Annotated in this window: 17 protein-coding genes; 12 read left to right on the forward strand and 5 right to left on the reverse strand. The window is 28.5% G+C overall.

All coding sequences use genetic code 11. The features are described from left to right. Positions 1 to 13: 13 nt before the first annotated feature. The 4 genes from uvrC to XO11_RS09820 are packed head-to-tail and all read right to left on the reverse strand — an operon-like array spanning position 14 to position 3,842. Positions 14 to 1,747, reverse strand: coding sequence for an excinuclease ABC subunit UvrC (gene uvrC, locus XO11_RS09805; protein WP_014297440.1), 1,734 nt, complete (start codon positions 1,745 to 1,747; stop codon positions 14 to 16). Beyond that, positions 1,737 to 2,552 carry a GGDEF domain-containing protein gene (locus XO11_RS09810; protein ID WP_148265173.1) on the reverse strand — a complete coding sequence of 272 codons (816 nt, stop codon included), beginning with the start codon at positions 2,550 to 2,552 and terminating at the stop codon, positions 1,737 to 1,739. The genes uvrC and XO11_RS09810 overlap by 11 nt, the downstream gene beginning before the upstream one ends. Further along, complete coding sequence (locus XO11_RS09815; RefSeq protein ID WP_175418555.1) at positions 2,506 to 3,027, reverse strand: DUF501 domain-containing protein; 522 nt, start codon at positions 3,025 to 3,027, stop codon at positions 2,506 to 2,508. The genes XO11_RS09810 and XO11_RS09815 overlap by 47 nt, the downstream gene beginning before the upstream one ends. Next, entirely contained in the window at positions 2,994 to 3,842 is an 849-nt protein-coding gene (locus XO11_RS09820; RefSeq protein WP_175418556.1) for a 50S ribosomal protein L11 methyltransferase, read from the reverse strand. The genes XO11_RS09815 and XO11_RS09820 overlap by 34 nt, the downstream gene beginning before the upstream one ends. A gap of 252 nt (positions 3,843 to 4,094) precedes the next feature. Between XO11_RS09820 and XO11_RS09825 the strand changes: the two genes are divergently transcribed. From XO11_RS09825 to XO11_RS09850, 6 genes are all read left to right on the forward strand, one after another. Further along, a complete protein-coding gene (locus tag XO11_RS09825; RefSeq protein WP_014297444.1) occupies positions 4,095 to 4,754 on the forward strand; it encodes a PAP2 superfamily protein in 660 nt (219 codons plus the stop codon). A 90-nt stretch (positions 4,755 to 4,844) separates the two neighbouring features. After that, a complete protein-coding gene (locus XO11_RS09830) occupies positions 4,845 to 5,540 on the forward strand; it encodes a rhomboid family intramembrane serine protease (protein WP_014297445.1) in 696 nt (231 codons plus the stop codon). Positions 5,541 to 5,581: 41 nt separating this feature from the next. Next, entirely contained in the window at positions 5,582 to 7,456 is a 1,875-nt protein-coding gene (mnmG, locus tag XO11_RS09835) for a tRNA uridine-5-carboxymethylaminomethyl(34) synthesis enzyme MnmG (protein WP_175418557.1), read from the forward strand. Positions 7,457 to 7,759: 303 nt separating this feature from the next. Continuing rightward, positions 7,760 to 8,236: a thioredoxin-dependent thiol peroxidase gene (bcp, locus tag XO11_RS09840; protein ID WP_014297447.1), complete on the forward strand. Its 477-nt coding sequence runs from the start codon at positions 7,760 to 7,762 to the stop codon at positions 8,234 to 8,236. A gap of 15 nt (positions 8,237 to 8,251) precedes the next feature. Next, positions 8,252 to 9,403 carry a 23S rRNA (uracil(1939)-C(5))-methyltransferase RlmD gene (rlmD, locus tag XO11_RS09845; protein ID WP_175418558.1) on the forward strand — a complete coding sequence of 384 codons (1,152 nt, stop codon included), beginning with the start codon at positions 8,252 to 8,254 and terminating at the stop codon, positions 9,401 to 9,403. Positions 9,404 to 9,485: 82 nt separating this feature from the next. Beyond that, on the forward strand, positions 9,486 to 9,761 hold the full coding sequence (locus XO11_RS09850; protein ID WP_014297449.1) for a hypothetical protein: 276 nt from the start codon (positions 9,486 to 9,488) through the stop codon (positions 9,759 to 9,761). A 37-nt stretch (positions 9,762 to 9,798) separates the two neighbouring features. Here the strand turns inward: XO11_RS09850 and pulA are convergent, their stop codons facing one another. Then, positions 9,799 to 12,393: a type I pullulanase gene (pulA, locus tag XO11_RS09855; RefSeq protein WP_175418559.1), complete on the reverse strand. Its 2,595-nt coding sequence runs from the start codon at positions 12,391 to 12,393 to the stop codon at positions 9,799 to 9,801. Positions 12,394 to 12,657: 264 nt separating this feature from the next. Here pulA and rsmH point away from each other — a divergent pair, with 264 nt between their 5' ends. The 6 genes from rsmH to XO11_RS09885 are packed head-to-tail and all read left to right on the forward strand — an operon-like array spanning position 12,658 to position 21,598. After that, complete coding sequence (rsmH, locus tag XO11_RS09860; RefSeq protein WP_175418560.1) at positions 12,658 to 13,545, forward strand: 16S rRNA (cytosine(1402)-N(4))-methyltransferase RsmH; 888 nt, start codon at positions 12,658 to 12,660, stop codon at positions 13,543 to 13,545. Positions 13,546 to 13,561: 16 nt separating this feature from the next. Then, positions 13,562 to 13,837 carry a hypothetical protein gene (locus XO11_RS09865; RefSeq protein WP_014297452.1) on the forward strand — a complete coding sequence of 92 codons (276 nt, stop codon included), beginning with the start codon at positions 13,562 to 13,564 and terminating at the stop codon, positions 13,835 to 13,837. Between the two features lie 4 nt (positions 13,838 to 13,841). Further along, a complete protein-coding gene (locus XO11_RS10570; protein ID WP_014297453.1) occupies positions 13,842 to 15,521 on the forward strand; it encodes a penicillin-binding transpeptidase domain-containing protein in 1,680 nt (559 codons plus the stop codon). Further along, positions 15,518 to 16,483 (forward strand): DNA polymerase III subunit delta, encoded by a 966-nt coding sequence (locus XO11_RS09875; RefSeq protein WP_175418561.1) that lies wholly within the window; start codon positions 15,518 to 15,520, stop codon positions 16,481 to 16,483. The genes XO11_RS10570 and XO11_RS09875 overlap by 4 nt, the downstream gene beginning before the upstream one ends. A 4-nt stretch (positions 16,484 to 16,487) precedes the next feature. Next, complete coding sequence (locus tag XO11_RS09880; RefSeq protein WP_014297455.1) at positions 16,488 to 17,576, forward strand: HD family hydrolase; 1,089 nt, start codon at positions 16,488 to 16,490, stop codon at positions 17,574 to 17,576. A gap of 20 nt (positions 17,577 to 17,596) precedes the next feature. After that, positions 17,597 to 21,598, forward strand: coding sequence for a diguanylate cyclase (locus tag XO11_RS09885; RefSeq protein WP_175418562.1), 4,002 nt, complete (start codon positions 17,597 to 17,599; stop codon positions 21,596 to 21,598).

Raw genomic sequence — 21,598 nt, forward strand, 5'->3', positions numbered from 1 at the left:
TATCCCCCCAACCTCAATCGAAGAATTCCTTTATTTTTTTTGCGACCTTTTCATTGTTTATAACCTTGTTTATTTCCTGCCAGGAAGCTTTGGAAATATTTTCAATACTTCCAAAGTGGTTTATTAAAGCCTTCTTTCTTTTTGGACCAATACCTGGAATATCGTCTAATTTTGAACGTTCAAATCTTTTTGCCCTGAGTTTTCTATTAAAGGTTATGGCAAATCTATGTGTTTCATCTCTCATGAATATAAGCATTCTTAGTACAGGATGGTCTAAGGGCAAATGTAAATCTTCAATGTCTCCTGGAAAGACTATTCTTTCATCTTCTTTTGCAATACCAACGACATCAACGTCATCAAGTGTATAACCAATTTCTTTTAACGCTTCAACTGCGGAATTTACCTGGCCTTTTCCGCCGTCTATAAATAATAAGTCAGGTAAAGGATGTTTTGTGTATCTTCTTTTAATTACTGTTCTTATTGACTCAAAATCGTTTGGTTCTTTGAATTCGTCTAATCTGTATCTTCTATAATCATCTTTTTTAGGCTTTCCGTTTTCAAATGTAATTAATGACGCAACGGTATATAATCCCTGTAAATGCGAAATATCAATGCCTTCCATTCTATATGGGATTTTTTTAAGGGATAAAATTTCCTTTGCCTGTTTTAACGTATTGCCTAAATCCGTTTGTTTTTTTACTTCTTCCTCTAAGTTTCTATTAATTATTTCAAGTAATTCAGAGCTTTTTTCGGAAAGATTGGAAAGTTCTTTAATTCCATTGGAAATAAAGAAATGTTTTATGTCCTCATCTATTTTTTCTATGTTGAGGTCTTTAATCCATATTTCTTCGGGTAATATATTTTTTCTTACGATATAATACTGATGAAGAAAATCGTTAATGTTTCCTTCTATTGTAAAGGTCAGTTTTGATATCACATATCCATGCCTTATTATTATTAAAACGGCAATAGGGTATTCATTATCAATGGCTATTATATCAACATCTTTGTTATGGGCTATTTCAACGCCTATAGGCATGAAAAGCTTATCGAGTTTAAATAATAAATCTCGCAATTGGGCAGCTCTTTCAAAATTGAGTATTTTGGCATATTGTTTCATTGAATCTTCAATATATTTTCTTATTGATTTTACGTCTCCGTTTAAGAATTTCTTAACTTTCCTAACGGCTTTATTATACTCTTTTTTATCTACGTCAACATAACATGGTGCAAAACATTTTCCAAGATGATATAAAAAGCATGGTTTGGACTTTTTGTTTAAATTTCTTTCGCAGGTTCTTACCTTATATACCCATTGAATTATTTCAATTATCCCCCTGACCATTGATACATTTGAATATGGTCCATAAAAAAAAGCATTTTCCCCTTTTTTGGTACGAACCAGTTTTATAAGGGGAAAATCCTCTTTTGTAATAGCAATATAAGGATAAACACGTGTATCCTTTAATAAGATATTATATTTAGGTTTATGGTTGAATATTAAATTTGATTCTAAAATCAAGGCTTCATCTTCATTTCTAACTACAATATAATCGAGAAATTCGGCTTCTTCAACAATTAATTTTATCTTTTCATTTTTTTCCTGATTTGAAGGATTGAAATATGATGAAACCCTGTTTTTTAATTTTTTTGCTTTTCCGATATAAATAGGTTTTGAATCCTTGTTTTTGAATATGTATACTCCAGGTTCATTTGGTATATCTTTCAAAACCTTTCTATCGAGCATCTTCTCTTTTGCTCCTTCTTTTGTCTATATACATGTTTTTATCAGCAGTTTCAAACATCTCTTCTAAAGTAATATTATCGTCTTTGGTTTTTATGTATTTTCCAGCGGCAACTGATACATTAAAGGAAGCTTTTAAAGTATCTTTTATTTTTTTGTTGATTCTTTCAATAATTTCATCAAGAACTTCTTCTTTATCTGAAGATACTATTATTAAAAATTCATCGCCGCCGTATCTAATTGGTAAATCGCTTTTTCTCACAGAAGAAGCGATTATTTCACCAATTTTTTTCAGGACATAATCTCCTGTTTTATGGCCAAACTTATCGTTTACAGGTTTAAAATTATTGACGTCAATAACAATAATTCCAAAGTCTTTTCCAATATATTCCTTTAATTTAACAACCTTTGGAACAATTTCAACAAAATAACGCCTATTAAGAAGTCCAGTCAACGAATCTGTGAATATATATCTTCTTGCCCTTAGCATGTCATGAAGTGTAAATGCAAAAGCCATAAAAAAGGATATATCTCCAAGATATAATGTGTTGATATTAAATAGATTTAATATACTAAAGGTATAAATGGAAAAATCTGTCATAGGTGAAGTTATATACAAACCAAATCTTGCTACTAATAAGGCAAAGAATTTCATGCCAATATTCATAGCAGCTGTATAGTCATTTAATAGAATATTTCTAACTATAGATAATATTCCAAATAAAATCAATATGAAGATTACAAAATGTGTTCTAAAATCCCTATAATAAACAACAGATGCAGTTCGGACATTCCGCCTCTTTTTCAATTTCACGCCACACCCTTTCGCCAATTGGATTTGGTGTTCCTCCTAAATACGATGCAAGATGCAGATGTAAACATTTTATCGTTTCAAAATTTCTAATGCCACCTATTCCTACCTTTTTTAAAGCATTTTTAATCCATTCTTCTGTGTTATTATCCAGGATTTTGAGTCTTTCTTCCTGTTCTTCTTTATGGGCATTAAGATAAGAATTTAATAATTCTTCGTTATTTTTTAATTCTTCTTCCCATTTTTTGATTTTACCAAGCGATTCAAGTTTTCCTACAGCTTTAATTAAATGAGGACATGTAAGCCAGTATAATGTTGGAAATGGTTCATTATCCTTAACAGGATAACTTTTTATAACTATAGGATAACCATAAGAACAGCGTTTAGGTATGTCAATAACCTTATGAGGTTTCCTGTTTATCTGTTTTTCTATTATATTTAAATCCTTTTCTGTAGGAGAATTGATATCCATCCAGCATCTTCCTCTCTTGAAATTATATTATATTCGTGTTCTGTTATTTTTGAAAGAATTTCATTCTCGCGTTCTGCATTAATTCCAGAAAGAATTAAATAACCATTGTCATTTAAAATATTGTCGAGCTTTTCGTCATCTAATAATCTCAATAAAATTGGAACAACTATATTGGCAATTATAATATCGAATTTTTCGGAATTGTCTATATTTGAAAGTAAATCAGATTGCTTAACTGTTATATTTTCTATTCCGTTTAAATTAAATGTTTCTATAGCCTTTTCTACAGCAAGAATATCGTAATCAAGTGCTACAATGTTTTTTGCGTTAAATAAATATGCGATGATAGACAATATTCCAGTTCCTGTGCCAACATCCAATACTTCTGCACCTTCACCTATAACCTTTAGTAAATTTTTTGCAGCTAGCTTTGTTGTAGGATGCAATCCGGTTCCAAAAGCTGTTCCGGGAATAATTTTTATTATTTTTGCATTTTTGGGAACACCTTCAGATTTTTCCGGATCAGGTAAAATCCAGATATTTTCCAAAAATTCAAATGGTTTTAAGGATTCAACCCAGGGTTTAAGCCATTCCTGCTCTGAAATTTCTTTTTTGGAAATGAGCTCAAATCTATCTTCAAAAAAGTTTAAAACTTCTTGTTCTGGATAATTGGGATTTATATATAGTTTTATAGCTTCCTGACCTTTTGTTGGTTTGTCTATATAGTAATTTTGAAATTCATTAATTGCAAGGAAAGTTTCTACATCTTCCTCCTGATTTTCTGGTAAAATGAAAATATATTCTATAAAATTCATATTATCAACTCCCTATTTTTAAAATCTCTTCAATTATAGTATATCATTATCTTTTAAAATTTTTCAGAAGATAAGATGAAATTTGTTGTTATTAATGGAATTTCTATTGAGAAGCTTGTTTAAATATATGTGAAAAATAAATTTTCACAAACATTATTACGAAATGAAAAGAAAATGTTGTATAATAAAAATTGCAGTTTTTTTATATATGAATAAATTTTTATAATTTCTGTTATGGGAGGGATTACCACATTGCTAGATAAACTAAGAAAATATGGTCATTTCTTATTTTTATTATATTATATAGTTATTTATCATTTGTATAAATATACAGAAACAATAAATGCTGTTCCAAAGTATGTAATATCCTCTAAAATAGATTATTATATTCCTTTTGTTAAAGAAATGGTAGTTCCTTATTTATTCTGGTATATCTATATACTTATGGCAATAATTTATTTTGGTTTTAAATCAAAAGAAGATTATTATAGATTGATTTCTTTTATGTTTGTGGGAATGACAGCATGTTATTTTATCTATATGATATATCCCAATGGTCAAAATTTAAGACCTGTAATTCAATCAAATGATTTTTTTTCAAATTTAATAAAGAATATTTATCTAAATGATACACCAACTAATACAGCTCCAAGCATCCATGTTCTGGATTCATTGGCAGTGCATTTTAGTATAATAAAAAGCAATGAATTTAAAGATAATAAGATAATGAGAAGCGTTTCTTTTATAATAATGTCTTTAATAATTGCTTCAACGGTTATGATTAAACAGCATTCAATTATAGATATAATTTATGGAATAGCGTTGAGTTTTATATTATATTTTGTAATCTACGAGATTGATATTATTGGCATTATTAAAAGTAAAAAATACGCTTCAGAATATATAGACTAATGCTTTTTGCATTAGTCTTTTTCCTATAATAAACATCATTAAGTAAATGAAATAAAATAAATTAATCTGATATGACGAAAGGAGAATAAAATGTTTCCACTAAGAGATATAAATCCCAGTAAAAGAATCCCGGTAGTTACTATAACTTTGATTATCATAAATACCATAGTGTTTTTTGTAGAGTTATCATTACCTTCTGGAATAAGAGAGCATTTCATAAACTATTATGGTTTTATTCCTGGGGAATTAACAAAAGGAATAGTAACAGGAAATATTCAATATATAATATTAAACCTATTTTCGATTTTCACAAGTATGTTTTTGCATGGAAGTTTTTTGCATATTTTGGGAAATATGTGGTCGTTGTGGTTATTTGGGGATAATGTGGAAGATACATTGGGACATTTTAAATTTCTAATGGTATATATTATAAGTGGTTATATAGCAGCATTTACACATTATATTTTTAATATAACTTCTCCTGTGGTTACCATAGGTGCATCAGGTGCAATTGCAGGAATAATAGGATTGTATTTTGTATTATTCCCATTTGCAAAAATACAGACGTTATTCATAATAATTGTATTTCCGTTTTTTATAGATATTCCTGCATTTATATTTATTGGAATTTGGTTTATGTCCCAGATATTTAATGGTGTATTATCGCTAATAGGGCCTTATTATGGTTCGGGAGTAGCATGGTGGGCTCATATAGGTGGATTTGTATATGGAGCACATCTGGCTAAAAAATATAAATGGAAGATTTATTTTGACGATAATTTATAGGTATTGATTAAAAATAAAATTATAGAGTGGAGGGACCTTTTGTGAGAAAGTTTGAAGATGACCTGATTTATGATGTTATTGTTGTTGGTGGCGGACATGCTGGAATAGAGGCTGCATATATTTCCGCTAAAATGGGAATGAAAACGTTATTGCTAACAATAAATCTTGATAATGTTGGTTGGGCACCATGTAATCCAGCAATTGGTGGTCCAGCTAAAGGTATAGTTACAAGAGAAATAGATGTGCTTGGTGGATTACAGGCGCAGGTAACTGACCAGAGTATGATTAATATCAGAATGTTAAATACCAAAAAAGGACCTGCTGTAAGAGCATTAAGAGCGCAGATAGATAAATATGACTATTCACAGAGAATGAAAAATATACTTCACACAACACCTAATCTATTATTAAGATATGGTCTTGTAAAAGAATTGGTTGTGGAAAATGGAAAGATAAAAGGTGTTGTAACTGAACTCGGCGCAAAGTACGAAGCAAAAGCTGTAATTTTAACAACAGGGACATTTTTAAGAGGGAAAATCTTTGTTGGAAGAAGTGTTTTTGAATCAGGAAGAATGGGAGATTTTCCTGCTAATGGATTAAGCGAATCATTGAAAAAGCATGGCATAAAACTCGGTAGGTTTAAAACAGGAACTCCAGCAAGAGTTTTAAAAGAAAGTATTAATTTTGAAAAAATGGAAAGACAGGATACTGCTGACGAACCATTGGCATTTTCATATTTCAGTGAACCGAAGGTTCTTGAAAAAGATTTTCCATGCTGGCTTACAAGAACTACAAAAGAAACACATGATATCATAAAAAAATATCTGATGTTCTCTCCATTATATGGTGAAGTAAAATTAATTGAAAGTATAGGGCCACGTTATTGTCCATCAATTGAAGATAAGGTTGTAAAATTTAATAAGGATTCACATCAATTATTTGTAGAACCGGAAGGAAGAAATACACAGGAATATTATATAAATGGTTTAAGTACCTCTTTACCTTATGAAGCTCAGATACAAATGGTGAGAAGTGTACCTGGTTTGGAAAATGCAATAATTGTAAGACCTGCATATGCTGTTGAATATGATTTTGCATATCCAGATCAACTTCAACATACGCTTGAATCAAAGATTATTGAAGGGTTATATTTTGCCGGGCAGATTAACGGAACCAGTGGATATGAAGAAGCTGCAGGGCAGGGCTTAATTGCAGGTATAAATGCTGCGCTTAAATTAAGAGGTGAAGAACCGTTTATTATTTCACGTGCCGAATCCTATATAGGAGTTTTAATTGATGATTTGATAATCAAAGGAACAAATGAGCCATATAGATTACTTACTTCACGTGCTGAATACAGGCTTTTATTAAGACATGACAATGCACATTTGAGATTGGCGAAGTATGGATATAAGTACGGTCTTATTCCAAAGGAATTCTATGAAAAGGTATTGAAATTAGAAAGGAATATTGATGAAGAAATTGAAAGATTGAAAAATATAAAAGTAAAACCAAATAATGCAATAAACGATATTCTTGTTTCAAAAGGAACATCAGCTATAAAAATGGGAATGAGTTTATACGATATTCTCAAAAGACCGCAGGTATTATATACAGATGTTATGGAATTTGATCCACAGCCAATAAAAGACAAAGAATTACTTGAACAGGTTGAGATTGCAATAAAATATGGTGGATATATAAAGAGAATGATGGAAGATGTGGAAAAAATGAAGAGGTTGGAAAAGGAAAAAATACCTGAGAATATAGACTTTTCAAAGGTGCCAAACCTTGCATATGAAGCTGTTGAGAAATTATCCAGGGTAAGGCCTAAATCTGTAGGCCAGGCAATGAGGATACCGGGCATCACACCATCAGACATTATGAACCTAACCATGTACTTAAAGGCAAAATAAAATTAAAAATATCTGTAAACAAAAAAATTATTAATTCAGAGAAGAAAACCGAATAAAAAGATGAACGAATGCTCGAAGATTGCCCGAAAAAATTGCGAGTGGCGGGGGTCAAAATCACATGGATGTGATTTTGAGTGAAGACGAACATGGATGTGAGTCTGCAACGACCCCCAAGAACGAGTAATTTTTGAGGATTAGCAATCAAGCTGCATGAGTGAATCTTTTTATGAGGTTTTCTGATATATATAACTTAATTGCACATTTTCAAAAAATCAACATGTAAAAATTTAAAGGGGGGATTTCATGAAATATTTAAAATACAATGTAGGTGATGTTGTTGATTTTACATTATTGGATGATGAAGGAAAGGAATTTAAATTAAACGATTACAGAGGAAAATGGGTTGTTGTGTATTTTTATCCAAAAGACAATACAAAAGGCTGTACAACAGAAGCAATAGATTTTACAGAAATGCTTGATGAATTCAAGAAATTAAATGCAGAAATTGTTGGTATAAGTCCTGATGGTATAGATAAACATCAAAAATTCAAAACAAAGCATAATCTAAAGGTTAAGTTATTAAGTGATGAAGAAAAAAAGGTTTTAGAAGATTTTGGTGTGTGGCAATTGAAAAAGATGTATGGCAGGGAATATTATGGTGTTGTAAGAACAACAGTTTTAGTAGATCCTGAAGGAAAAATTGCACATGTCTGGGAAAAGGTTAGAGTAAAAGGGCATGTGGAAGATGTTTTAAACAAATTAAAAGAATTACAAAAATAAAGTGGAGGTTTATTGATGGAAAATATATGTAATGCATTTGGTAAATGTGGAGGATGTACTTATTTAGATATAGATTATAATGAGCAATTGAAGAAAAAAACAGAAGAGATTTTAGAACTTTTCAATGAAAGCAAAATGGAAATAAAAAATTATGAAGGTGTAATTACTTCACCTATTAAATATCATTACAGAAACAAAATGGAATATTCATTTGGTAATGAATATAAAGACGGTCCCCTTACAATAGGTTTAAGAGGTAAAGGGAGATTTTATGATGTTTATTCTGCTAAAGACTGTAAAATAGCCCCAAAAGACTTTGGGAAAATAATAGAATTTTCAGAAGAGTTTTTTAAGGATATACCATTTAGAAATTATAGAAAACATACTGGTTATTTAAGACATCTTGTTATGAGAAAAGGATTTAAAACCAATGAGATTCTTTTAAATATTGCAACATCTTCAGAAGATTTTCATTCATATGTTGAAAAATGGGCTGAAGAAGTAAGAAAAATAGAACTTGAAGGAAATATAGTAAGTATATATCATACCATTACAGATGCAAAATCAACGGTAGTCAGACCTGATGAAGTAAGAAAACTTTATGGAAAGGATTATTTTGAGGAAAAAGTACTTGATTTAACCTTTAAAATAGGTCCTTTTTCTTTCTTGCAAACAAATACATTGGGATCTGAAGTGTTATATTCAAAAGTTCTGGAATATTTAAACAAAACTGCAGAAACAGGATTAGACCTTTATTGTGGTGCAGGAACAATTACATTGTTAATGGCAAAAACATTAAAAAAGGTTGTTGGCGTGGAAATAATAAAAGAGGCTGTTGATGCAGCATGGGAAAATGCGAAAAATAATAATGTTGAAAATGTTGAATTTTATCTTGGAGATGCAAAGGATGTAGTAAAGGAATTGGATATTAAATTTGATAGTATAGTTGTTGACCCACCAAGGGCAGGATTGCATAAAAATGTTATTAAATTCCTTTTAGACAATAAATTTGAAAATATCGTATATGTTTCATGTAATCCCAAAAACTTTGTAAGGGATATGATTATGCTTAAAGAATTGTATGAAATTGAAAATTTTGTTTTTGTAGATATGTTCCCTCACACTAAACATCTTGAATCAGTAGCGCTCCTGAAGAAAAAAGCTTAGAAATCTTTTTTTAATTTAATTTTTCATTTTCATTAAAATGTGGTATAATATATATGTCAAAATTAATCAGGGAGGGATATATATGGCTAAATACGTTGCTGATAGGGTTGATTTAGATTTGATATTAGTAAAACCCGTGGAAGATTTAAGAGTTGAAAGAATTTCTCTTGAAGAATTAAAACACGGGATAAAAGAAGGTTTTGAAAGTCACGTAAGAGATGCAGAATGTGCAAAAAAAATTAGTGAACTATTAGAAACAGAAGTTAAAGTAAATGAGAATCCATATAAATTAAATAAAGACGATACCTTATATGTCGTAAGTGGTGAAAATTATTATAGATTAAAATACATATATTAAACAATAAAAATGGCAGGTTTTTAGACCTGCCATTTTTTTATTGTTGATATAAAACATATGTTGATAAAGGTTCTAAGGTGATTTTGGTTTCTGAGGTATTGATTATTTCTGTTCCAGCCTTTTCTCCGTTTACAACTATATTCCATTTTCCTTCAGGTAAATTAAAAGATACCTTTGAAGAATTAGCGTTGTAGATTACAAGTATATTTTTCCATTTATCTCCATTTGCATTGTTTTTTAAGATAAATGCAACCATTCTCTTTTTTGGAGTTTTTAAAAATTCAAGGTGTTGTTTAATCATTTCTGCATTGGTCATTCTAAATGCGGGATGTTCTTTTCTCAATTGAATTAATCCTTTGTAATATTCAAAAATATCATAATATTTTGCTTTGCGTGACCAGTCAAATTCATTTGGTAATTGTTTGTTATAAGGATTGTGTTCGCCCATTTTTGTTCTTGCAAAATCAACACCGCCATGTAAAAATGCAATTCCCTGTGAAGTTAAGATTATCGCATTTGAAAATTTCTGTGATTTTTTAAGTTTTTCTTCAATGTTTTCAGGAACTTTTTCCTTCCATGGCTCATATCCAAGTGCAATTGCATTTTTATCCCATAATGTGTGATTATCATGGTTTGAAACATAATTTATTGTTTCTTCTGGATCTGCAGCCCATAATCTAATTCTTGAATCATAAGTTATAGAGCCTACAACACCTCTTTTGATTTTTGTTTCCTTTCCAAGAGAACCTAATCCAAAACCTTTTTTCTTTGCATCAAAAACACTACCCCTAATAGCATTTCTTATGTCATCGTTGAATACTGCTATATGAAGATTTTTTTGATCTCCTTTTCCAAATAATAATTTTCCTCCTCCTGTCCATGGTTCACCATATAATAAAATATCAGGATCTATTTTATGTAATTCTTCAGAAATTTTAGCCATAGTTTTTTTATCTATTAATCCCATTAAATCAAATCTGAAACCGTCAATATGATACTCTTTTGCCCAGTATTTTACTGAGTCTACAATGAATTTTCTGACCATAGGTCTTTCTGTTGCAATTTCATTTCCAACACCTGATCCATTTGTATAATGTCCCATGTCATCTGTTCTATAATAATAGTAAGGAACAGTTTGATCAAATGCAGAACCTTCTCCTACAACTGCTGTGTGATTATATACAACATCAAGAACAACCCTTATACCGTTTTCATGGAATTTTTTAACCATTTCCTTTACTTCATATATTCTTGATTTTGGATCAAATGGATTTACTGAATAAAAGCCGTCAGGAACGTTATATAATTTTGGATCATATCCCCAACCGTATTGTTCGCTGAATTTCGTTTCATCGATAAAGTATATATCCTGAATTGGCATAATATGGACATGAGTTATTCCTAATTCTTTTAAATGAGATAAACCTGTTTTTACTCCATCGGGACCTTTAGTATTTTCTTCTACAAGTCCAAGGTATTTGCCTCTTAGCTTTTCGGAGATACCTGAATTTTCATTGATTGTAAAATCTTTTACATGTATTTCGTATACTATTGCATCTTCGGGGTTTACAAATGGAGGTTTAATGTCTTTATTCCAATTATCTGGATTAGTTTCATTTAAATCGATTATTGCTGACTTTTCAGAATTAATTGAAACAGCTTTTGAATAAGGATCTACAGTTTCTCTATATTTTCCGTATGAATAGAATCTATATTTATAGAACCAGCCTTGTAAATCTTTATTAATTGAGATGCTCCATACTCCGTTTTTGTCTTTCTTCATTTTATATCTTTCATCAGGAGTGTTTGAATTATACTTTTTATATAATAATAATTCAGCGCTTTTTGAAACTGGAGACCAGACTTTAAATACAGATTTTTCATGAGTATAGGTAACTCCTAAATCATTTCCATCATAATAAAAATCATTTAATATATTTCTCATTATTACATTTTTCCCAACGTATCCATTTATATTTACTTCTATATTTGAATCTACTTCTTTAAAAGGATTTTTCAAAATAATCTTTATTTTATTGGTTTTTGAAATATCAGTAGGATCCAATTTTTCAACATTTTTTATTTCAAGTGATTTTCTATTTGAAATTACATTTATTTTCCCTTTCCAATTTTTTATATCAAAAGGAGTGGTTAATACACTTTTGATTTCAGTTGAAGAATCCATTATAGCGCTTAATACTCTTGGGCGTATATCAACGTCAGAAGCTTTCAAATACGGTTCTTCTACACTGGTAACAACCCAGATTTCGGCAATTCCAGATTCTGGAATTTTAACAAATCTGTCTTTTGCAACATCTTTTGCCTGCCATTCATTTAATCTTATGATATATCCAAGTTCTGTATATTTTTCATCAAAAGTTATAATTGCATATGGACCAAAATCATCTTTTCCTGTAAATTGATAGGCGTGTCCCTCAAGTGATTGTGGTTTATGTGGCCATATCCATAAATTCCATCCGTTGTAATTATTATCAAAACGATGATAATGGATAATTAATACTGTTTTTGCATTGAAGTCTTCAGCACTTTTTCCCTGAGAATAAGAAGGAAATGTAGCAAAAATAAAAACAGAGATAAGTAATGAAATGATTAAAAATGCTTTTTTTCTCATAAAAACCCTCCTATAATTAAATTTTTATATAAAAATTATATCAATTAATATAAATGAAAAAAGCGGTAATATCTGTTATTACATAAAGAAATAATGAGATAATTAATGATAATTCTGAAATAAACGCAAATAATTGACTTTTATTATAATAAGAACAAACTTTGATTTTTCGATGTTATATAATTGACTTTATTTCGATTTTACGTTATAATCAAGTATACTATAGCTTTTTGAGCATAAAAGGATTTGAAAGGGAGAGAAGAGATGAGAAAATATGAAGATTATCATAAAAGTGTAATGGTAGAAGAAGTACTAAAGTTTTTAGTAACTAAAGACGATGGTATATATGTAGACTGTACGGCGGGTGAAGGAGGACATATTAAAGCTATTTATGAAAAAACAAATGGAAAAGCGAAAATAATAGGTGTTGATGTAGATTATGAAGTTCTAGAAATTGCTGAAACACGACTTAAAGAAATTACAAATAATATAGAATTTTTTAAAGCGTCATATAAAGATATAGATATTGTCCTTCACGGATTGGGGATTCCAAAAGTCGATGGTTTTTTAATGGATTTAGGTGTTTCAACGTTTCAGTTAAAAGGTGAAAATCGGGGTTTTACATTTAGAAAAGATGAACCGCTTGATATGAGAATGGATCCTGACTCTGATTTTAATGCATGGAATGTTGTAAATGAATATCCTGAAGAACAGCTTTCGAAAATAATTTTTGAGTATGGGGAAGAATTTAAGTTTGCACGAAGAATTGCCAGAAGCATTGTTAATTCGAGACCAATAAACACAACTTTTGAGCTTGTAGAAGCAATTAGAAAGGCTTTGCCAGCAAAGATTGTTTATAATAAAAGAAGGCATTTTGCAACTAAAACATTTCAGGCAATCAGAATTGAAACAAATAAGGAATTTGATAATATCAGAACAGCACTTGAAAAATTTCCTGATTTTCTTAATCCAGGTGGTCGAATTTGCGTTATATCATTCCATTCATTGGAAGATAAAATAATAAAAAATTTCTTTAGAAATAATGAAAAATTAAAGTTAGTCACAAAAAAGCCGATATTACCTTCTGAAGAAGAGGTGAATGAAAACCCAAGAGCAAGGAGTGCTCGACTGAGGGTGGCCGAAAGGATTTGAAAGGGGGCCATAGCTTATGGAAAAGAGAATTAAATATCTTTCAACTGTTAATGAAAGAACGTTACAGCAGGCAAAGGATATATCTATAGCTTTTGTTACATTTTCAGCTTTATTAATTGTGGCTGTATTATTTGTATCAACTACATTGAATTTTGGAAATAAAATTCAAAATCTTAAAAATAACGTTTATGCGTTAAATCAAAGGATTCTTGATTATCAAAACAAGATACAAACTGTTTCTACAGAGTTAGAAATATATAAACAGGCTCTTGTTGTAATGGAGGATGAATAACCTTGTGGCACGTATACGATTAACCTTTCTCGTTATAATAATTCTGTATGTTTTTATAATTTCCTATGTTTTGTTTTTAAATGTTGAAAATTCAAAAAGCTCATATGTAATTAATGAAAAAAATAAAAAAACAGCGACCTTACTGGATAGTAAAGGTCGCATTATTGCTATTGATAAACCTATTTATGAAGTGTGGCTTGATTTAAAAACTATTAGAAAAAGAGGAAAAATGGATAAAATGAAGATGCTTCTTTCAAGATATGTTTCTGAAAAGGATTTACAGCGAGATTTTGTTGATCTTGGACAATATGAAGACATGCTGGAAGTAAAAACATATATTCCAGCTGAAATATTAAAATATTCAAGGATTTATAAGACGTATCAGCGAATATATAATACTTCATATGGCATGAGAAAGAATATTGGTGAAATAAATAAAACAGAATATGGAATAGAGCCATATTTGAAAAATAATAATATGATAAATAAATCTGAAATTAAATTGACAATAGATTTAAAAATGCAAAGGATAGCCTATGAAGAATTATCCAAAACAATAAAAGAACAGGATGCAGTTGGTGGAACTGTAATTATAATGGAGACTAAAACAGGGAAAATAAGAGCGGTTGCTTCTAATTATCCTTATAATATGGCATTTATGGGTTATGTTGAACCCGGTTCTACAATGAAACCAATAATTTATTCAATAGCTCTTGAAGAAAATATTATATCTCCATATCAAAAATTTAATTTAAAGCCGAGAATAAAACCTGTTCCTGATGTAAATTTTACTATTTCTGAAGTTGAAGGTCATTATTTTAATAGCGTTGATGTAAAGGATGCAATTGCTTATTCTTCCAATGTAGCAGTTACAATGGTAATGAAGAAAATACTTGAGAATTATTCAGAAGAATGGTTATATGATAAACTCAAAAGAATGGGATTGGGTGAAAAAACAGGGGTTGAATTTTCAAAAGAGATTTCCGGGGTTTTTATGCCGCCGGATAAATGGTATAAAATTACACCATATCAGATAGCTATTGGGCAGGGAATAGGTGTAACTCCAATACAGCTTGTTTCTATATTTAATATACTTGCTAATGAAGGAAAATATATTAAGCCAACCTTTCTTGAAAATAAAAAAGGAAAAGATATACAAATATTTTCACCTGAAACGGCGGATTTGATGAAAGATTGGTTGAGATATACAATGGTAAAAGGAACTGCAAGAAAAGCATATAAACCCGGAGTTTTAATCGCCGGAAAGACAGGAACCGCACAGAAAGCTGAAGCGGGAAAAGGATACTCGGAAAAATATTATTCATTATTTGTAGGGTTTTATCCAGCATCAAAACCCAAATATACAATTGTTTCTATTGTTGATGATCCAAAACACGAGTATTATGGTGGTGAAGTTGCAGCTCCTATTGCTACAAATATTTTTTATAGGCTTGAAAATTTCAAATATAATAATAAACCTGAGATTGTTGAAGGGTATATTCCAAACCTTGTTAATAAGTCTCTTTATGAAGCTTTATTTGAATTGGAAACAATAGGTGTTGACAGTAGGAAGATAGTTATAAAAGGTAATGGTAGATATATTATTTCGCAATATCCAAAAGAAGCAAAAAAAATTGAAGATACAGATATAGTAATTTTATATTTAGGAGATGAAAAACAATGAGAAGAATTTTAATATATGGAGATTCGGAAATAAAAAAGAGTATTGAGATAAAAAATTATTTGATAGAAGATGCAGAAGTGGTAAAAATAGATAATTCTGTGCAGGATGCAGCAGAAATTTTAAAACATAATTTATTTTCAAATTCCCTTTTCGGTGGAAAAAAAGTATTAATTATAAATAATATAGATAAATTTAAGAAAAAAGAATTTACTGAAATTACAAAATTATTATCTCAGGTATCTTCTGAAAGTATAGAAAATATTATTATTACAGCATCATCAAAAGTTAAGGTGGAAGTTGAAGAAAAAAAAGAATGCAATTTACCAAAACCCTGGGAAGAAGATAAATGGATTGAATTTATAAAAGAACTTGCAGAAGACTTAAAGTGTAAATTTGAAAATGATGAAACAATAAAATACATTCTGGATATTTATGGATATACAGATACTATTTTATATGAAGAAATGAAAAAAATATCTATTTATTCTGAAGGTATAATAACGAAAGAAGCTATAAATGAAATAGGATTTGCAGCTGTAAATGTTAATTTTGAAGAGTTTGCTTATATGTTATCCACAAAAAGATGTGATGAAGTTATAAATATGGCTAAAAATTTTTCACAGATGCATGATTTTAATATAGTTTCTTTTATAAGTTATATTTTTAGATACTTTTTTGACCTTTATCGTGTTATAATAAATATAGAGCCTAAAAAAAGATTTAGCTGGCCTGAAGTGCAAAAAATATCACAAATTTCCGGTGTAAATAAAATGCGCGTAAAAAAGTTTTTAGGAGTAAAGTTTAAGAATGAAACACAGTTTTATGCCAATCATAGCGTATTGTATACAAAAAAAGATATTATGGATATCATTATAAAACTTGAAGAGATGGATAGAAAAGCAAAGCTTGGGGAAAAACAGGAAATATTAATATTTGATTTAATATCTTATATATGTGGGTGATAGTATGGGAATAGGTAAAAGTTTATTTGATTTAACTAATTTATTCACTATATATAGGTGGAATAATAGACCGGCATTGGTGAGATTTACAGAGGCAGATAATGTTTTTCACAGTTTGTTGCTTGAATTAATTGCTCTTGAATACTTAAATCAAAATCATGGGTATAAATTATCCATATCAAAAAATATCAAGGCAAAACTTTATAAGGAATTGCCGAAGATAATACTCTCCGATGTTTCGCTGGATACAAAGAAAAGAATATTAAAAAAAGATAAAAGTATCTGGGATAAAGTACTCGATAAAAGTTATAAAGAACTAAAAGAAGGCATTGTGGTTGATATTTTTAAATCAGAATATGATGAAAAATTTGAAAAGTATTCAAGTTTTATAGATTTAATGGTTGCATTGAAAGAAATTGAAGTGAATTATAGAGTGTTTCCTGAATATTTTAGTGAACCCAAAACGGAAACAGAAAACAAAATAAAAGAATTAAGAAACCTTGAATATATTGATGAACTTGAAAATATACTCAGTTATGTTTTAACGACATCAACTCGAATGACAACTATGTATAGATGGAACAAAAATCATAGAAATGTAAGAAGTTCTGTTTCTGCGCATACATTTATGGTTGTTTCCACTGCGATTGTATTTTATTATCTTGATAATCAGAAAGATGAAAATCTGCTTAATGAAATAATAATTGCATCTATTTTGCATGATTTTCCAGAAGCGTTTACAGGAGATGTTATAACTCCTACAAAGAAAAAAGTAGAAGGTCTTGAAGAAATAATTACAGATGTGGAAAATGAAATGATAGAAGAATGGTTAAAGAAAGAAAAGGATACAGAAGAGTTATTTAAAAATCTAAAAGATTATATGATTATGCCATTTGAAAAGGAATATGGAAGATATGTTAGAGCTGCAGATCTATTTAATGCATTTCTTGAAAGTGCAATAGAAATAAAAACAGGAAACTCACAGAATCTATTTAGAGAAGCATTTTTCAGTATTAAAAAGGAATTAAAAAGATTTAATTTTGATTTTATGTATGACTTAATAGATGAAATAGAAAAAATAACCTTTTTTTAACCTTTTGAGGTGATTATATTATGGATGAACTTACCACTTATTTGAATAAAAATGCTTTTGGAATTGATTATTTAAAAATAATAGAAAATAAGACATATCGCGTTAGAAAAACAAGTAGCGATAATTTTGATAATACTTTATATTATCAGATATATAATGATATATATTCCTTAAAAGACTTTGGTGTTGACCTGCCTGTTAAAATAGAAAATACAAATGGAACATATGAGATTTATTTTAATTACTGGAATGAAGTTTCAATAACAAGAAAAAAACTAACAGAAAATGAATTTTTTGAGGTTTTATATACATTATACGATTTATTTGATCGAATTACTCATGCAACAAAATGGTATGTTGATTATATATATCTGGAAGATATATTTATAGATGAATTGGGAAATGTCTCAATAATTTTACCTTTTTTTGAAACAGAAGAAGAAAATGAATATATTATAACAAGTGAATTAGATGCAGAAGCAGGTGTAATTGACATTTTAAAAAAAGCTACACTTGAGATATATAATCTTCTGGAATCTAAAAATAAAACAGTTAAAGACTTTATCAAGGAAATAAAAGAATATAAATTTGAATGTGTTCATGATTTTTATATTATATTATCCAATTATTATATTTCAAAAAAAATACATCCATTAAAGATACCACATTTTCTGGATAGAGTTGAAGAAAGAAATTTTATCCTTGAAAATTTAAAAGGAAATACACATTTTTATATCTATGGAAAACAGCGTGTTGGAAAAACACAACTTATAAATTTTCTGACCCCAAAATTCAAAGAATTGGGGTATGAAGTTATATATGCTAAAAACTTTAAGGATATTGTTCCTGGTTTACCGGAAACAATGACAAATTCTATGAATATATTTCATTTTATAGAGTTTCTTAAGGCTTTAAAAGGTAAGAATGAAGACTTTAAACTGATAATATTAATAGATGATTATCAGAGTACATCCACAACATTTAAAAATTTTATAAAAACCTTGATATTAAAAGAATTTGATTTCCCATTTTCTATATTTATAATTTCTCATGAAAAGTTTGATTTTGATAACGACAAGATAAAATATTTAGAAATTAAACCGTTTTCAAAGGAAATTGCAACTATATTTTTGAAAACAATATTATCAAGTGAATTTATAAAAGAAAATCCTGATTTTGTGGAAATTGTATATTCATATTCTCGTGGATTACCGGGGAATATGTTCCATATAATAAAAAACTTTTATGAACAGAATATTCTGGAATATAAAAATGAAAAATGGGTATTTAATATAGAAAAGATAAAAAACAGGAAGATATATGATTTTATTCTCGAACAGATAAAACATATTCCCGAAAAATATATAAATTGCTTAAAATATATTTCTACTCTGGGATTTATGTTTAATAGCGAAGAATTAAAAACTCTTTCTGATTTTCTGAACAAAGATTTTAAAGAAGTAATAGATTTTGCAATAGAAAAAGGAATTATTCTCGTAGAAGGGAAAAATTATAAATTCTTTAATCTGGTATATCAAGAACGATTGCATCAAATGCTTTCTCAGGAAGAAATAGAGAATGTACATGGATATTTGTTGTGTAAAACAAAGGACATAGATAAGAAGATATTCCATCTTGTTAGTATGGGAAAAAATAAGAGTGCAGCAGCTCTTATAATAAAAGAAATGAAAAAGAAGATTTTTAACTGGGAAGATTTAAATTTAATAGAGATATGGTTTGAACGCTTAAAAGATTTAGTGGAAGATATACCAAATTCAGCTATAGCCCTTTATTTAACAAAGAAATTCTTTTTAAATGAGTATTCTCAAGAACTCGAAGTTTATCTTGACAAATTAAAAAATTCGAAGGTTTATAATTATATATATATAATATTCTTTAAGTTTAAAAATCCTGATGTTGCAAAGGAACACTTTGAATTTTTAATTAACAAAAAAGGTATAGCGGATTATAAAAAAGCGCTATATACTTATTTCTATTTTTATTTTAAATTTGATGAGCTAAAAAGAGAAGAAATTTATGATTATTATTTATATCTTGAAAGCTATGTGTTTTCAAAACATCATAATTTAAGGAAATTTCAGACATTAAAAGGATTATTATTAAATATACTTGCGTTAAAAATGCAGAAAGATTTACCTGATCTGGCGTTAAATTATTTCAACGATGCATTGAGAATAGCTAAGGAAATTAAATATAATAGATTATTGCAGGTTTTATATAGCAATATGGCTTCGTTATATGAAGTATTAAATTCACCTTTAAATGAATATTATTTTAAAAAGGTGCTTGAAATCTCAAAAAGTATAGGGGATTTTTCAAGTTATAATAGAACATTGGTAAGTATTGCAAATACTGAATTATACAAAGGAAATGTAAAAGACTTCTTTTATTTAATTAATAAAGCGGAAGAATATTCAAGAATAAACAATGATTATGAAAATCTTATTTCAATATATGAATTAAAAAATATATATTATTTATATGGAATAGATTTTTCAAATTTAAATACACTTATTAAATCATTGAATGTTTTAAATAAAAATTATTATTTAAAAGAAAGAATAGAAAACGTTATTAATAATATAATAATCTTAAAGGCTTTTTATGAACATGATTTTGATACATTAAAAGATGAGAAATTAATGGAGTTTATTGAAAAAGATGATTTTTATAGGCATTTTTATTATCTTCTAAAAGAAGATGAAGAAGAAAAAGTATATAAACACTGGCTATTCTTCAAAAATAATCCATTTTTGTATTTAAAAGAAGAATTAATAAATATACTTGCTCCTAAGATTGCGCATTATTCATTTGCAGATGAATTTGAAAAATGGGCATTATCTCTTGAAGAAGAGTTAAAAGAGAAAAAATTATCCTTAACATTAATTTATGAAGGTCTGGGATATTTTTACGATATAAAAAGAAAAAAACTCAAGTCATTGAAATATTTAAGAACAGCTCAAATGAACTATGAAATGTTCTTTATGAAAAACAAGTTTGATAAAATAAATGATTATTTAACGAATAAATTTAATATGCCAAGTTTTGCCTTTGATTTTTCAGATATTGAAATTGAAGATGAAACTAACAGAAAAATATTTGAAAAATTACAGAATAAAATTAACTTCTATGAAAAAATAAATGAACTCTCTTTAAATCTGTTAAAATCAAATTCTCCGAAATACGTAATAAATAAAATAGGGAACTTTTTAAAGAATAATTTTCCTGTAGATACTGTATTTTTAAAATTAAAAACAGATTTATATGACGTTGAATATGCATTTAATGCAAGAGAACCTGTTATGTATAAAAACGATATATTTTTATTAAATCCATTGACTGTCTCATTTAAAGCTGAATATAAAGATTTTACCTATTATATATATTTTGCCAATAAAAATATAGAATTAGAAAAAAGTGAAGCTAATTATATACTTGATTCATTAATTATAATTGAGCAATTGTTAACTTCTATACTTGATAAAATAGTACATTATGAAAACAGTATAGTTGATCCATTAACATCTGCATTTTCAAGAAGATATCTTGAAAATAAATTAAATGAATTAATAGGATTAAATGAAAGATACAAATTTACATTCTCCATCATAATGCTTGATATTGATAATTTCAAAAGAATAAACGATACATACGGGCATCAAAAAGGTGATGAAGTATTAATAGAACTTGTAAGAAGTCTGAAAAATAATTTAAGGGACTTTGATATAGTATGTAGATATGGTGGAGAAGAGTTTATAGTTATTCTTCCAAATACCAGTTTAAATGCAGCCGGAAAAATAGCAGAAAGATTAAGAATAGAGGTAAATAGAGATTTATTAGATGTAACAGGTCTTGATATTACATGCAGTTTTGGAGTTTCATCTATAGAAAACATAATGAAAGAACCAAAAGCAAAACATCTTATAAAAAATGCAGATGATGCATTGTATAAGGCTAAGAATACTGGAAAAAATAAAGTTGTTATATCGAGAGGAGATTAG

The sequence above is a fragment of the Marinitoga sp. 1138 genome (assembly GCF_013363265.1).
Taxonomy (GTDB): domain Bacteria; phylum Thermotogota; class Thermotogae; order Petrotogales; family Petrotogaceae; genus Marinitoga; species Marinitoga piezophila.